Raw genomic sequence first — 14,572 nt, 5'->3', positions numbered from 1 at the left:
TATTCTTCCGGTTCAGGCCCGGGAAGATCCTTGATGAAACACATCCAGCGCATCGAGCGCCGTGCAGATTTCCAGATGCTCACCGGCGGCAGCCGCCTGCTCGCCGTTCTGGTAGCGGCCCACGCTCTCGGCGACGTTCTTGTGGAAGCCCGCCACCACGTTGAGGATGGACGCACAGCGCACGCCCCGCAGCCGGCCCACGACCAGCATGGTCGCGGTCTCCATGTCGGAGGCGATGACGCCGCGGCGGGACCAGGTCTCGTACAGGGCGGGGTTGTCGTCGCGGTACATGCAGTCATGGCTGCGCGCAATGCCGATCTGATAAGGTGCCTGCTGCCGCCGGGCCGCCGTGCGGCAGGCGTTGAGCAGGTCCAGGTCGGGCACGGCGGGGTATTCGGCGGGCAGATACCCCGCCGAGGTGCCGTCGTCCCGCACCGCGCCGCAGACCAGCACCAGATCGCCCAGATCCAGCGTCGGGGTCAGGGCGCCGCAGCTGCCGATGCGGATCATCTGCCGCACACCGGTGCGGGCCAGCTCCTCGACGGCAATCGCCGTGGACGGACCGCCCATGCCGGTGGAGATGATGAGCACCGGGCGTCCCTTCCAGAGTCCGCGGACGCTCTTGTACTCCCGGTTGAACATCAGTTCCTCGGGCTGCTCCAGCAGCGCCGCCACCCGGTCCACCCGGGCCGGATCGCCGGGCAGGATCGCGTCCTCAATGCCGAGATCCTCCGGCAGCTGAATATGTGCCATACGAACGGCCATGACAATCGCTTCCTTTTTGAATATTTTGTGGTGTTTTGTTTAGTTTCTCCGGTATTGTTATTAAAGTAACACCTCCGCCGTCAAAAGTCAAACCTTGTCAATTCCCGGCGCGGTGCGGTATACTGAATCTGAAAATGCCGTCTGGTGCGGCGCGAAACAAAGGAGGAGTCCGCCATGTCCAACCATGATCTGCTGCTGGTGATTGATCTGCAGAACGTCTACACCGAGGGCCAGCCCTGGGCCTGCTGCCATATCCGGCAGGCCGCCCGCAACATCCGCAGGCTGCTGGATGCCGGCGTCTGCGGCGAGGTCCTGTTCACCCGCTTTGTGCCGCCCGCGCAGCCGGAAGGGATGTGGCGGGAGTACAACCGCGTGAATGCGGCCGTCAACGCCGACGCCTTTGCCAACGCGATGCTGCCCGAGATGGCCCCTTATCTGGAGCGGTATCCGCTGCTCGACAAGTCGGTCTATTCGTCCTTTTCGATTCCGAAGGTGCGGGAGGCCGCGGCCCGGGCCGACCGGGTGGTGGTGACCGGCGTGGTGGCGGAATGCTGTGTGCTGTCCACCGTGCTGGCGGGCATTGATCTGGGGCACCGGATGGTCTATCTGACCGACGCGGTGGCCGGCGTGACGCCGGAATCCGAGGCGCAGGCCGAAGCCATTGTCTCCTACCTGACGGTGCCCCACACCGAGGTGCTGACCACCGGGGCGTATCTGGAGCAGAGCCGGTAATTTTTTCCCTCCCCTATATCATAGCGTACCGCAGGCATTGGCACAAGCGTTCCGGCAACTTTTTCCACAAAAAAATACAGGCTTCCCGGGAAAGTTCCGGGAAGTCTGCCAGTTCAGCGGGATTTGGCGGCGCGCGGCGCGGTCAGCCGATAGCTCTCGGCGATCAGGTCAAAGATCTGGTCGGCGGTCATGCTGCCGTCCAGCACAATGCCGATCCAGTGGCGCTTGTTCATATGGTAGGCGGGCACGACGGCCGGGTAGGTCTGTTTCCAGAAATCGCCCCAGGCCGGTTCCGCCTTGACGTTGACCCACAGCCGGCCCTGCCGCTCAAAGATCAGCGCGTAGGACCGCCGGTTGGTGCGGTGCCGCATCACCGTCCAGTTGGGGTCGTCGAAGGGATAGTCCTCGTAACTGTCGGGCAGCCGGCCGCACAGGGCAATGAGGTCGGCGCGGTTGAGCGGCGGGTTCAATAGCGTTCGCGGCGCATCATCCAGTCCTCACAGACTGCCTGCGCGGCCTCCGCGGTCCTGGCAACGCAGGAAAAATACTCCCCGCGCTCCGAACAGTAATCATAACGGACACCGCCGCTGACCGGAACCCAGCGTTCCTGCCCCGGCAGAAGAAAAGCAATCTCCACGTCACAGCACTCCCCATCGGATTTTGCGGGCCTGCGGCCCGCTTTGTATCATACCACGGCCGGGACGTTTTGCCCATGGAGAAAACGCCCCGGCCCTGCCTGTCACTTTGTTGCATCGGCGATCCCGCACTCGATGGCGACCTTGAGCACGCCGTCGCGGTGATGTTCAAACAGATCATACGCGCGGTCGATCTCCCGCAGCGGGAAGGTGTGGGTGATCAGCGGCGTGGTGTCCAGCCGGCCCGCCGCGATCAGGTCCAGGATCTCGCCGCAGTGGCAGCCGTCCACGCCGCCCGTCTTGAAGGTCAGGTTCTTGCCGTACATCCGGGGCAGCGGCAGCGTCTGCGGTTCGTCATAGAGGGCCACCACCGTCACCACGGCGTTGGGCCGGGCACATTCCCAGGCCAGGCGGAAGGTGTCGGGGCTGCCCGCCACCTCCAGCACCGCATCGGCGCCGCCGTGGCGGCTGTTGGCACGGACAACCTCCGGCAGGCCCTCGGGCGGGACGGCCAGCACCTGCGGCGCATGGGCGCGCACAAACGCCAGCCGCCCGGGGTCCCGGTCGCAGACAATGATGCGCCCCGGCTGCAGCAGCTGCACACACTGCAGCGTGCACAGGCCGGTGGGACCGGCACCCAGGATCAGCACGGTGTCGCCGGGACGGATTTCGGCAATGCGGGCCGCCCAGTACCCGGTGGCCAGCACGTCCCCGACAAACAGCGCCTGCCGGTCGGTGACGCCGTCGGGGATGCGGTTGAGCCCCTGGTCGGCGTAGGGCACCCGGACATACTCGGCCTGGCCGCCGTCAATCCGGCAGCCCAGCGCCCAGCCGCCCTCGGGGTCGGTGCAGTTGTTGACCCAGCCGTTGCGGCAGAAAAAACAGTCCCCGCAGAAGGTCTCGACATTGACGGTCACCCGGTCCCCGGGGCGGACTGCGGTCACTGCCTCGCCCACCTCGTCCACGATGCCGACCATCTCGTGTCCCACCGTGATGCCCGGCACCGCCCGGGGCACCGAACCGTGCTTGATGTGCAGGTCGCTGGTACAGATGCTGGCCAGCGTCACCCGGACGATGGCATCCCGCGCATCCCGCAGGACCGGCCGGGGTTTGTCCCGCAGCTCAAATTTTCCGTGTTCGACATAGGTATAGGCCAACATACTGCCACGCTCCTTCGGACCAGGCGGTCCCGTTTTCTTTGAGTGTACCATGCGGCGCGCCGATCTGCAACTGTCGGTGGACCCGGGGCCTGCTTTGTGCTATACTGTCGGCGGGGGTGACGAGGATGAACAATCGTCCGGTTTTTGTTTACGGCACACTGATGACCGGTCAGTGCGCCGACAACCGTCTGGAGGGCGCCGTGTTCGCGGGACCTGCCCGTCTTGACGGCTACGCGCTGTACGATCTGGGGCGGTACCCCGGCATTGTCGCGCAGCCCGGCGGCACCGTATGGGGCGAACTGTGGTACACCGACGACCAGACGGTGGAGCAGATGGACCTCTACGAGGAGGAGGGCTCGCTGTACCGGCGCAGCCCGGTCCGGGTCCTGTGCGGCGGCACGCTCCGCGAGGCGGAGGCCTATGTGTACCTGCACGAAGTCCAGGGTGAGCCCTGGACCGAGCGGTGGCATGCCCGCTGACACGCACCGCAAAACGGCGCTCTCCGGTTACCGGAGGGCGCCGTTTTTTGCTGCCGGGGCGGCCATTTTTGGCTTGCGCCTTTCGTATGGCCGTGTATAATAAAAGGGAACTGAACTGTAGAAAGGGCGCATATCGTGAAAGAACAACATCCTGCCGAACCGCATTACCTGACCTGTGAGAGGAACTGGGTCTACTTCACACTGATCGCCGTCGCGGGGTTCTGGGGTGCCTACACCTATCTGCTGCGCGGCAACGTATTCTGCAACGCCCAGACCGGCAACGTCGTGCTGATGGGCCTGGCGCTGGGGTCCGCCGAATGGGCAAAGGCGGGGTATTATCTGGTCCCGATCTCGGCCTACATTCTCGGCGCGTTCGTGTCGGAGCTGCTGCCCAACCCGATCAAGCACCGGTTCAACGTCCGGTGGGACACCGTGCTGATGCTGATTGAGATGATCGCGGTGCTGGGGCTGGGGTTTCTGCCCGAGACCGCGCCGGTGCAGATCTGCCAGGTGGTCATCAACTTTGTGGCCTCGATGCAGTACAATACCTTCCGGCAGGCCGAGGGCGTCCCGGTGGCCACCACCTTTGCCACCAACCACATCCGGCAGATCGGCGTCGGGCTGGCCAAGGAGCTGCGGCACCGCCACAGCGCCGACAAATCCCACCGCCGCAAGCTGGCCCGCCACTGCGGGATGCTGTTTTTCTTCATCCTGGGCGCCGTGACGGGCACGGTCTTCTGCCATCTGCTGGTGGGCCGGGCCATCTGGCTCACCATGATCCCGCTGGGGATCATCTTCCTCACGCTGCTCCACGCCGACCGCACCACCGAGAAGGAACTGGTGGAACAGAAACCCGCCGGCCACTGACCCGGGCCGCGCCGAACAGAAAGGAACCGTCTATGAAATTTGGAATTCTGGGTGCCGGATTCATCGCCGCCGTCATGGCGGACACGCTGTGCCGGATGGCGCAGCAGGGCGAAACCGGGGCCGAACTGTATGCCGTTGCGGCGCGGGACATCGGCCGCGCCCGCGCCTTTGCCGCCGAGCACAACGTGCCGAAAGCCTACGGCAGCTATGAGGAGATGCTGCGGGACCCTGCGGTGGAGGTTGTCTACATTGCCACGCCCCACTCGCTGCATTACCGCCACATCAAGCTCTGCGCCGACCACGGCAAGCACATCCTGTGCGAGAAGCCCTTCACGGTCAGCGCCCGCCAGGCCGAGGACGCCCTGCGCTACGCCCAGGCCCGGGGCGTGCTGGTCACCGAGGCCATCTGGACCCGGTACCAGCCGATGCGGCGCATCATCCGGGAGGCGGTGGAATCCGGAAAGATCGGCGAGCCCCGGCTGCTGACCGCCAATCTGGGCTATGAGATGACCGGCAAACAGCGCATCATCCTGCCCGAGCTGGCCGGCGGCGCGCTGCTGGATGTGGGGTTGTACCCGCTGCATTTTGCCGAGATGGTGTTCGGCCGCCCCGATGAGGTCCGGGGTCTGTGCACCAAGAACACGCACGGCGTGGATATGACGGACTGCATCACGCTGACCTGGAAGGACGGCCGGGTGGCCAACCTGACGGCCGCGGCGAACGCGGTGTCCGACCGGTACGGCGTGATCTACGGCACAAAGGGGTATCTGATGGTGGACAACATCAACAACCCCCAGGGGCTGCGGATGGTGGATGACACCGGCCGTCTGATCGAGGAGATTGCCTGTCCGCCCCAGCTGACCGGCTACGAGTACGAGGTCCGCGAGACGGTGGACTGCATCCGCCGGGGGCTGCCGGAATGTCCTTCGATGCCCCACCGCGAGACGGTCCACATGATGGAGCAGATGGATCATCTGCGGGCCCAGATGGGCATCCGTTACCCGTGTGAGGAGACCGACGATCCCGCATGATTCCAAAACCCCCGGCACCTTGCGGTGCCGGGGGCATTCTTGTTTATTCGCCGATCAGAAGGCGCAGATCCTCCTCGACACTGCCGATCCCGGCAATGCCGAACTGTTCGACCAGCACCTTGGTCACGTTGGGGCTGAGGAAGGCCGGCAGCGTGGGGCCGAGGTGGATGTTGTGGATTCCCAGAGAGAGCAGGGCCAGCAGCACGATGACGGCTTTCTGCTCATACCAGGCGATGTTGTAGACGATGGGCAGGTCGTTGATGTCGTCCAGCCCGAACACTTCCTGGAGCTTGAGGGCAATCAGGGCCAGCGAGTAGGAGTCATTGCACTGGCCGGCGTCCAGCACCCGGGGAATGCCGCCGATGTCGCCCAGCGCCAGCTTGTTGTACTTGTACTTGGCGCAGCCGGCCGTCAGGATGACGGTATCGCGGGGCAGGGCCCGGGCGAACTCGGTGTAATACTCGCGGCTTCTGGCACGGCCGTCACAGCCGCCCATGACGACGAACTTTCGGATGGCGCCGCTCTTCACGGCCTCCACGATGCGGTCCGCCAGCGCAAAGACCTGGGCATGGGCAAAGCCGCCGACGATCTCGCCGGTTTCCAGCTCGGCGGGCGGCGGGCAGGTCTTGGCCTGCTCGATGATGCGGGAGAAGTCCTTGGTCTCGCCGATGCCGCCCGGAATGTGGGGGCAGCCCGGATACCCCGCCGCCCCGGTCGTGTACAGCCGGTCCTTGTAGCTGTCCTTGGGCGGGACGATGCAGTTGGTCGTCATGAGGATCGGGCCGTGGAAGGCCTCGAACTCCTCCTTCTGTTTCCACCAGGCGTTGCCGTAGTTGCCCACAAAGTTCGGGTATTTCTTGAAGGCCGGATAATAGTGGGCGGGCAGCATCTCGGAATGGGTGTAGACATCCACGCCGGTGCCCTGGGTCTGTTCGAGCAGCATCTCGAGGTCGCGCAGGTCATGCCCCGACACAAGGATGCCCGGATTGCCGCGCACGCCCAGCGACACACGGGTGATCTCGGGGTTGCCGTAGGCCTCGGTGTTGGCCTTGTCCAGCAGCGCCATGCCCGCCACGCCGTACTTGCCGGTTTCCAGCGTCAGGTTCACCAGGTCCTGCACGGTCAGGCTGTCGTCCAGCGTCGCAGCCAGCGCCCGCTGCAGGAAGGCGTCCACCTCGGGGTCGTCCTGAAGCAGCACGTTGGCGTGCTTGGAGTAGGCCGACAGGCCCTTGAGTCCGTAGGTGATGAGCTCCCGCAGCGAGCGGATGTCCTCGTCCCGGGTGGAGAGGACACCCACCGTCCGGGCCTTCTCCTCCCAGTCGCCGCTGCCGTCCCACAGAGCCGCCTCAGGCAGGCCGTCCCGGCGGTTCAGCCGGGCCAGCTGCTCCTGCCGCGCCTCCAGCGTGGCACGGATGCGCGCCTCGATGCTCTCGCGGTCAAAGTTCGCATTCGTGATGGTGGTGAACAGGTTCAGCGTGATCAGGTGATTGATCCCGGCGGGGATGGTCTGCCCTTCCCGGCGCAGCGCCGTCGTCACGGCGGACAGCCCCTTGCTCACATACACCAGCAGGTCCTGCATGGCCGCCACATCGGGCTGCTTGCCGCAGACGCCCACCATCGTGCAGCCTTTGCAGCCGGCGGTCTCCTGGCACTGGTAACAAAACATCTTCTCGTTCATGGGTGTTCTCCTTTGGTTCAGAATACAACCACCAGCAGCATCTTGAACATCTCGGCGCCGCTGACGGCATGGGGATGGCCGGCAGGCATCACGATGGACTCGCCCTCGTGCAGAAGGTACTCGGTGCCGTCCAGCACAATCCTGCCCACACCGTCCAGGCAGGTCACAAAGGCGTCGCCGCCCGCGGCATGGGTGCTGATCTCCTCGCCCTTGTCAAAGGAAAACAGCGTGATGCTCACCGCATCATTCTGGGCCAGCGTCTTGCTGACCACCTGGCCTTTCTGGTACGAGATTTCATCCTTCAGCGTCAGCACTTCGGACTGCGCAATATTCTTCATCTTGACGTTCATTCGATAACCTCCCGGTGTATTCAGTGTTTGTCTTCCGGCCCGGTTTTACTCATTCGCTGCAACCGTTTTCCGCCGGATAACGCCCTTATCATATCTGTCCCGCGCCGGAAAGTATGTTGTCAGAACCACAAAGTCAAAACTTTCCTGGCGCCGATGCAAAAACATAGTGTTGTTTTTTATGAAAAGAATACAAAATGTATTGTGCGGGACCGCTTGCAGACAGGCGCCGCCGGGCTTATACTGAAACCGACAGGAGGGGTTATCCATGAAAGTATACGGAACACACATCTGCATTGACTGCCGCAATTACCAGGCCATCCAGGCCAGCCGCGGGTTTGAGGCGGAGTTCATCGACATCACGGCCGACACGGCCAACCTGAAGGAATTTCTGGCGCTGCGCGACCACGACCCGGTGTTTGCCCCGGTGCGGGAGCACGGCGGCATCGGCATCCCGCTGTTTGTGCGGGAGGACGGCCGCAAGACCTTTGACATCGACGAGGCACTGTCCTGGATCGGTCAGCCGCCGGTGCGCGAGGAAGAGATCGTCGAGCACCGCCCTTGCTGCGACAGCTGCCAGTGAACGGCAAAGCCCCCCGGCCATCCGGCCGGGGGGCTTTTGCTGTGCCGACAACGATTTGCGAACAAAAATCCAGCAATCCGAACATCTGTCACTATACGGGCAGGGGGCGGCGGGGGTATGATAGGAGCAGAAGTGCCCCGTCAGTCGGTGCCTGAGAACTGGCGGCGGTAGGCCTGGGGCGTAAAGCCGGTCTGGCGGCGGAAGACGCGGAAAAAGTAGTTGTAGTCCGCAATGCCGATCTGCTGGCAGATCTGGTTGTTGGTCAGCCGGGTGGTGGTCAGCAGGCGGATGGCGCGCTGGATGCGCAGCCGGCGGACCGACTCGTTGATGCCGCAGCCGTAGGTTTCCTTGGAGAGCTGGTACAGCGCGGTGCGGCCCATGCCGAGCGCCGCGCAGATGCGGTCGCTGGACAGATCCTCGGCCAGGTGATCGGCCAGAAAGCGGTTGAGTGTCTCGGCCGGGCTGCCCGGCACAAGGCGGGCCATGTGGACCTGACACAGCGCCCGGGCCGAGAGGGCGAGCAGGTCGCACGCCGCCCGCAGCCGCTGGTACGGGGTGCGGGGAAGCTGGCGGTAGGCCCGGTAGAGTTCCTCCTGACGAATCGGATACCCGGCGCAGAGCTGCCAGGCGCGCTGCCATTCGGCCTGTTCGTCGGCGCCCTGCACGATATGGCTGAGCAGCAGATACCCCACGACCACACCGTCGATCTGGATGGGCGTGATGGCCTCGATGAGGCCGGCGTGGCAGGGATAGATCCAGGTGGTCTTTTCCTGCCGGGCCTGGCGGCAGGCTTTCTGGTCGCACAGGCGGCAGCCCATCTCGCCCTGGGGGGTGGCGCGCACCAGACGGCAGTAGTCCGGCAGCTGCTGCGGGTAGGACAGAATGTCCATCCCCCACTCGTCAAAGACGACGGTGCGCAGACCGGTCAGCTCATAAAAATCCCGCAGCAGCACCAGCAGCTCCCCTTTGTCAAAGACCGCACGCACGAATCATTCCCCCTTTTTCCTGTATTGTAAACGGCCCCTGCGGCCGTGTCAATTCCCATTTCCGACAGGCGGTGATCCTATGCAGAAACTTGAACAAAAATCCACTTCTCTGGGCCTGGAACTCGGTTCGACCCGCATCAAGGCGGTGCTGGCCGGGCCGGACGGCACCGTGCTGGCGTCCGGCGCCCACGACTGGCAGAACCGTTTTGAAGGCGGGTACTGGACCTACCATCTCGACGAGGTCTGGACCGGCGTACAGCACGCCTTCCGCGATCTGGCCCGCAACTATGAAGCGGCCTTCGGCGAACCGCTGCGGACGGTGGGCGCCCTGGGGGTCTCGGCGATGATGCACGGTTACCTGCCCTTTGACCGGCAGGGCCGTCCGCTGACCGCCTTCCGCACCTGGCGCAACACAACGACCCGGGCCGCGGCCGAGGCACTGACCGAGCGGTTCCGGTTCAACATTCCGCAGCGGTGGACGGTGGCGCACTTTTACCAGGCCATCCTCAACGGGGAGGACCATGTCCGGCAGGTGGACTTCCTGACGACGCTGGCGGGCTATCTGCACTGGCAGCTCACGGGGCAGAAGGTCCTGGGCATCGGGGATGCGTCGGGCGTCTTTCCGATTGACAGCCGTACCTGCGACTACGATGCCGGGATGCTGGCCTCCTTTGACGAGCTGCTGGCCGGGGCGGGGCTGCACTGCCATCTGCGGGACCTGCTGCCCCGGGTACTCTGCGCCGGTCAGGACGCCGGCACCCTGACCGAGGCGGGGGCGCGGCTGCTGGACCCGACGGGCACGCTGGGCGCCGGCATACCGCTCTGCCCGCCGGAGGGAGATGCCGGCACCGGCATGGCCGCCACCGACAGTGTGGCCGTGCGGACCGGCAACGTCAGCGCCGGCACCAGCGTCTTTGCCATGGTGGTGCTGGAAAAGCCGCTGGCAAAGGTACACCCCGAGATTGATCTGGTCACGACGCCGGACGGGCGGCCGGTGGCCATGGTCCACTGCAACACCTGCACCTCCGATCTGGACGACTGGGTCAGGCTGCTGGGCGAGATGGCGGCGGCCGCCGGGGCGACGCTGAGCCGGAATGAGCTGTACACCCTGTTTTACCGCAAGGCCCTCGAAGGGGACCCCGACTGCGGCGGGCTGGTGAATTTCAACTGTTTTTCGGGCGAGCCGGTGACCGGATTGCCGGACGGACGGCCGCTCCTGGTGCGCCGCCCCGATGCCCGGTTCACGCTGGCCAACTTTGCCCGCGTCCAGCTGTACGCCTGTCTGGCCACACTGAAATACGGGCTGGACATCCTGTTCGAGGAGGAACAGGTCACGGCGGATCATCTGCTGGGCCACGGCGGGCTGTTCAAGGTCCCGGTGGTGGGCCAGAAACTGCTGGCCGGAGCGCTGGGCGTGCCGGTCTCGGTGATGCAGACCGCCGGGGAGGGCGGTCCCTGGGGCATGGCGCTGCTGGCGGGCTACCGGCTGCACCGGGCGGAAGGCGAAACGCTGGAACAGTATCTGCACCGCCGCATCTTTGCGGGGGCCGTCGGCAGCACCGTGCAGCCCGATGCCCGGGACAGCCGCGGATTTGCCGCGTTTATGAAACAATACATCCGCTGTCTGGCGGTGGAACGCGCCGCCATCGACGCACTGCCGTGACAAGGAGGTTTTGACAATGCGTATGCAGGAATATGAATTCTGGTTTGTGGTGGGCAGTCAGTTTCTGTACGGACCCGAGGTGCTGGAGACCGTGGCCCGCCGTGCCGCCGAGATGGCGGATCTGCTGAACGCCTCGGGCAATCTGCCCTGCAGGATGGTCTACAAGGTCACGGCCAAGACCAACCAGGAGATTGCCGACGTGGTGCGCGAGGCCAACTACGACCCCCGCTGTGCGGGCATCATCACCTGGTGCCACACCTTCAGTCCCAGCAAGATGTGGATCAACGGCTTTGTGAATCTGCAGAAGCCCTACTGCCATTTTGCCACCCAATACAACCGCGAGATCCCCAACGAGGAGATCGACATGGATTTCATGAACCTGAACCAGGCCGCCCACGGCGACCGGGAGCACGGGTTCCTGGCGGCCCGGCTGCGGATGCCGCGCAAGATCATCGCCGGGTACTGGCAGGATGAGGAAGTCCAGAAGCGTCTGGGCCGCTGGATGCGCGCCGCCGTCGGCGTGGCGGTCTCCCGCCAGCTGAAGGTCATGCGGTTCGGCGACAACATGCGCGAAGTGGCCGTGACCGAGGGCGACAAGGTGGAGGTCCAGGCCAGGCTGGGCTGGCAGGTCAACACCTGGGCCGTGGGCGACCTGGTCCAGGTGATGAACGAGGTCACCGACGCCGAGATTGACGCCCTGATGGAAGTCTACCGCGCCAGCTACGACTTTGCGACGGATGACATCGGTGCCATCCGCTACCAGGCCCGCGAGGAGATCGCGATCAAGAAGATGCTGGATGCCGAAGGATGCCAGGCGTTCTCCAACACCTTCCAGGACCTGTACGGCATGGAGCAGCTGCCGGGTCTGGCCAGCCAGCACCTGATGGCGCAGGGCTACGGCTACGGCGGCGAGGGCGACTGGAAGGTGGCCGCGATGACCGCCATCCTCAAAGCGATGGGCGAGGGCGGCAACGGCTGTTCCCTCTTCATGGAGGATTACACCTACAACCTGGTGCCCGGCGCCGAGTACAGCCTGGGCGCGCATATGCTGGAGGTCTGCCCCTGCTGCGCGGCCCAGCGGCCCCGCATCGAGACCCACCCCCTCGGCATCGGCATGAACGAGAAGGACCCCGCCCGGCTGGTCTTTGAGGGCAAGGCAGGCAAGGCCATCGTCGTGAGCCTGATCGACATGGGCGGCCGGCTGCGGCTGATCTGCCAGGACATCGAGTGTGTCAAGCCGATTCTGCCGATGCCCAACCTGCCGGTGGCCCGCGTGATGTGGAAGGCCCTGCCCAGCCTGACGACCGGCGTGGAGTGCTGGATCACGGCGGGCGGTGCGCACCACACGGTGCTGAGCTACGACGTGACCGCCGAACAGATGCACGACTGGGCCAACATGATGGACATTGAGTTTGTGCACATCGGCAAGGACACCACCCCGGAAGCGCTGGAGCATGACCTGTTCCTGGCCGACCTGGCCTGGAAGCTCCGGTAACCGACCCGACATTTTCACTGTTTCTTCCCCTATTGCAAAAACCGCCCGGCTGCACGGAATGTGCGGTCAGGCGGTTTTTGCTGTCAGGGGTCCATGAACACGGCATCGGAGGGCGGCGTCATGACCAGATAACACTGCCGGCCGTACAGCAGCGAGGCGGGCACCCGCCACGGCTCGCCGTTGTAGAAATTGTCCGCCGCCAGCGCCCCGTCGGCATAGATCTGCGCGACATCGCAGCGCTGCGGGAAGCGCAGGAACCCTTCGCTGCCCGAGACCTCCAGTCGGTACCAATGGCGGGGCACCCGGCCGCCGAGGCAGAGTTCCTCCTCATACGGCGGCGCAAACGGTTCCGGGCAGGGGGTCATGGTGAGCTGCGCCGGGGTGAAGGAGCGCGTTTCCTCCCGCGGGACAAAGTGGTCGTCCTGCCACAGCAGGTACCGGAAACTCCCGGGCTGCACGGCGCGGATGGTGCCGTCCTCCTCGTAGAGGTCGCACCCCTGCCCGAGGACGATGCGCTGGCCGAGCCGCCGCAGCCAGAGCGCCTGCCCGAGCGGGAGGGTGACCAGCCGGACCGGACCCGCCGTCTGCACCGCGATTCCCTGCCCGGCCGTGACCAGCGTGCCGTCCGCGAACCGGTACCGGGCCGGGATGCCGGGGATGGCCGCAAAGAACCAGGTATCGCCGGACCGGCAGATCGGCTGGGCGGTGGCCCAGCGCAGCGTCCGGCCGCCCAGCGAGAGCCCGAACGGGAAGAGGAAGGCCAGGTCCCCCGCCACCGTGATGGGCGGGAAACACACCGTGCCGGTATCCAGCACGACATCGGACACCGGGCAGAGCGCCGCGTGCCGCTGGTGATGGTTGACAAAGACGAAGCCGGCGGTTCCGTCCGTCCGCAGACAGCAGCGCAGTGTCTGCCGGTCCTCCGGCGTCGGATGGGTGAGGGAACTGACATATTCCATGCGGGCCAGTTCGCGGCCGAAGTCGGCGGCCAGCAGATGGAGCAGGTTGAGCCACCGGTACTGGGGGCGGGTTTCGCCGTACTGGCTCAGCGCCGTGGCAAAATCATAGTTGAGGATCGGGTAGTCGTTGGGGTAGCCGGTGGCGCGGGATTCCTGCAGGGTGGAGTCCCGGCCGATGGGGTTGGTGCCGCCGTGGTACATATAATATCCGATCAGGTTGTTGCCGCATCCCAGCTTGACGAGCGAGAGGGCGTAGGCGTCCATGCCGGAGATCCGCACCCGGCGGTGGTAGGTGGACTGCTGGCCCGCGCCGATCTCGCAGGTAGCGAAGGGGTAACGGTCATAGGGCAGCTGCCAGCCGTCCGGCGCGGCGGTGTGCAGCAGGTCGGCGCCCACCGCCGTGTCGTTGCGGGTGGGGTTGAACAGATACTGCGGCGAGAGGGGCAGCGGATCGCGGTGCTGGGTCCAGGGGGCGTCGGGATAGGCCGCAAAGACCGGCAGCACCTCCGCCGTCGGGATGCGCGCCCCGCTGACCGCGTTCCAGCCCGTGACAGTGTAGAGCGGCACCTCGAACCCTTCCTCCACCGCGATCCGTTTGAGCGCCGCGAGATGGTCGCTGTTGTCCACCAGCTCGTTTTCCAGCTGGATGCCGACAATCGGCCCGCCGTCGCGGTAGAGCAGGCCGCGGACCTGCCGGTAGATGCTGCGGTACCATGCCCGGACCAGCGCCAGATAGGCCGGGTGGTTCTGCCGCAGCGGGATGCCCTTGTGCAGCAGCCAGTCGGGGAATCCGCCGTTGCGGCATTCGCCGTGGGCCCAGGGGCCGATGCGCAGCACCACATCCAGCCCGGCCCTGCGGCAGCACAGCACGAACCGGCGCACGTCCAGCCGGCCGGAGAACCGCAGCTCCCCTTCCCGCTCCTCGTGGTGAATCCAGAACAGATAGGTGGAGACCATCGTGACGCCGCCCGCCTTCATCTTGCAGAGCTCGGTCTGCCACTGTGCGGGGTCGCAGCGGGAAAAATGGAACTCGCCCATGACGGGCAGCCAGGGCTGTCCGCCCCGGGTCAGGCAGAGACTGTTGACTTCGATCCGCTCCCCGCCGGGGTTGCTCCCGCCCAGATGCAGGTGTCCGTGCAGGATTTCGGATCTGTGATAGGGTTCAAATTCAACGTGCATCATAATTCTCCTT

15 protein-coding genes are annotated in these 14,572 nt (G+C 65.1%); 7 read left to right on the top strand and 8 right to left on the bottom strand.

Features of this window, described 5'->3' with window-relative positions; translation table 11 throughout:
- Window positions 1-12 precede the first annotated feature (12 nt).
- On the bottom strand, window positions 13-765 hold the full coding sequence (locus tag C4885_RS03140; RefSeq protein WP_113998957.1) for a nucleoside phosphorylase: 753 nt from the start codon (window positions 763-765) through the stop codon (window positions 13-15).
- 174 nt (window positions 766-939) lie between these two features.
- Between C4885_RS03140 and C4885_RS03135 the strand changes: the two genes are divergently transcribed.
- On the top strand, window positions 940-1,497 hold the full coding sequence (locus C4885_RS03135) for a cysteine hydrolase family protein (RefSeq protein WP_113998956.1): 558 nt from the start codon (window positions 940-942) through the stop codon (window positions 1,495-1,497).
- A gap of 113 nt (window positions 1,498-1,610) precedes the next feature.
- Here C4885_RS03135 and C4885_RS03130 read toward each other — a convergent pair whose 3' ends face one another.
- The 3 genes from C4885_RS03130 to C4885_RS03120 all read right to left on the bottom strand — a co-directional run bounded on the left by C4885_RS03130 (window position 1,611) and on the right by C4885_RS03120 (window position 3,292).
- Complete coding sequence (locus C4885_RS03130) at window positions 1,611-1,967, bottom strand: MmcQ/YjbR family DNA-binding protein (protein WP_199488070.1); 357 nt, start codon at window positions 1,965-1,967, stop codon at window positions 1,611-1,613.
- Window positions 1,964-2,134 (bottom strand): DUF3873 family protein, encoded by a 171-nt coding sequence (locus C4885_RS03125; RefSeq protein WP_113998955.1) that lies wholly within the window; start codon window positions 2,132-2,134, stop codon window positions 1,964-1,966. Before C4885_RS03125 ends, C4885_RS03130 begins: the two co-directional genes overlap by 4 nt.
- 102 nt (window positions 2,135-2,236) lie before the next feature.
- Window positions 2,237-3,292, bottom strand: a complete 1,056-nt coding sequence (locus C4885_RS03120) for an alcohol dehydrogenase (protein ID WP_113998954.1) — start codon at window positions 3,290-3,292, stop codon at window positions 2,237-2,239.
- 125 nt (window positions 3,293-3,417) lie between these two features.
- On the opposite strand from C4885_RS03120, the gene C4885_RS03115 reads away from it, so the two are divergent.
- The 3 genes from C4885_RS03115 (at window position 3,418) to C4885_RS03105 (ending at window position 5,669) form a co-directional block, all read left to right on the top strand.
- Window positions 3,418-3,771 (top strand): gamma-glutamylcyclotransferase, encoded by a 354-nt coding sequence (locus tag C4885_RS03115; protein WP_113998953.1) that lies wholly within the window; start codon window positions 3,418-3,420, stop codon window positions 3,769-3,771.
- 135 nt (window positions 3,772-3,906) lie between these two features.
- Window positions 3,907-4,638: a YoaK family protein gene (locus C4885_RS03110; protein ID WP_242979462.1), complete on the top strand. Its 732-nt coding sequence runs from the start codon at window positions 3,907-3,909 to the stop codon at window positions 4,636-4,638.
- Window positions 4,639-4,670: 32 nt separating this feature from the next.
- Entirely contained in the window at window positions 4,671-5,669 is a 999-nt protein-coding gene (locus C4885_RS03105) for a Gfo/Idh/MocA family protein (protein WP_113998951.1), read from the top strand.
- 43 nt (window positions 5,670-5,712) lie between these two features.
- Here C4885_RS03105 and hcp read toward each other — a convergent pair whose 3' ends face one another.
- Window positions 5,713-7,347: a hydroxylamine reductase gene (gene hcp / locus C4885_RS03100; RefSeq protein ID WP_113998950.1), complete on the bottom strand. Its 1,635-nt coding sequence runs from the start codon at window positions 7,345-7,347 to the stop codon at window positions 5,713-5,715.
- Window positions 7,348-7,364: 17 nt separating this feature from the next.
- Entirely contained in the window at window positions 7,365-7,697 is a 333-nt protein-coding gene (locus C4885_RS03095) for a cupin domain-containing protein (protein ID WP_113998949.1), read from the bottom strand.
- Window positions 7,698-7,962: 265 nt separating this feature from the next.
- Here C4885_RS03095 and C4885_RS03090 point away from each other — a divergent pair, with 265 nt between their 5' ends.
- Entirely contained in the window at window positions 7,963-8,277 is a 315-nt protein-coding gene (locus C4885_RS03090) for a hypothetical protein (RefSeq protein WP_113998948.1), read from the top strand.
- Window positions 8,278-8,417: 140 nt separating this feature from the next.
- Here the strand turns inward: C4885_RS03090 and C4885_RS03085 are convergent, their stop codons facing one another.
- Window positions 8,418-9,263 (bottom strand): PocR ligand-binding domain-containing protein, encoded by an 846-nt coding sequence (locus tag C4885_RS03085; protein ID WP_113998947.1) that lies wholly within the window; start codon window positions 9,261-9,263, stop codon window positions 8,418-8,420.
- 79 nt (window positions 9,264-9,342) lie between these two features.
- Here C4885_RS03085 and C4885_RS03080 point away from each other — a divergent pair, with 79 nt between their 5' ends.
- Both C4885_RS03080 and araA read left to right on the top strand, forming a co-directional pair.
- On the top strand, window positions 9,343-10,926 hold the full coding sequence (locus C4885_RS03080; protein WP_113998946.1) for a xylulokinase: 1,584 nt from the start codon (window positions 9,343-9,345) through the stop codon (window positions 10,924-10,926).
- 16 nt (window positions 10,927-10,942) lie between these two features.
- Entirely contained in the window at window positions 10,943-12,421 is a 1,479-nt protein-coding gene (gene araA / locus C4885_RS03075; RefSeq protein ID WP_113998945.1) for an L-arabinose isomerase, read from the top strand.
- Window positions 12,422-12,504: 83 nt separating this feature from the next.
- On the opposite strand, the gene C4885_RS03070 is transcribed toward araA, so the two are convergent.
- Window positions 12,505-14,562, bottom strand: a complete 2,058-nt coding sequence (locus C4885_RS03070; protein WP_113998944.1) for a beta-galactosidase — start codon at window positions 14,560-14,562, stop codon at window positions 12,505-12,507.
- Between the last annotated feature and the right edge of the window lie 10 nt (window positions 14,563-14,572).

Source organism: Subdoligranulum sp. APC924/74 (genome assembly GCF_003324125.1).
In the GTDB taxonomy this organism is placed as follows: Bacteria; Bacillota; Clostridia; order Oscillospirales; family Ruminococcaceae; genus Gemmiger; species Gemmiger qucibialis.
This window is presented reverse-complemented; position numbering and strand designations above follow the sequence as displayed.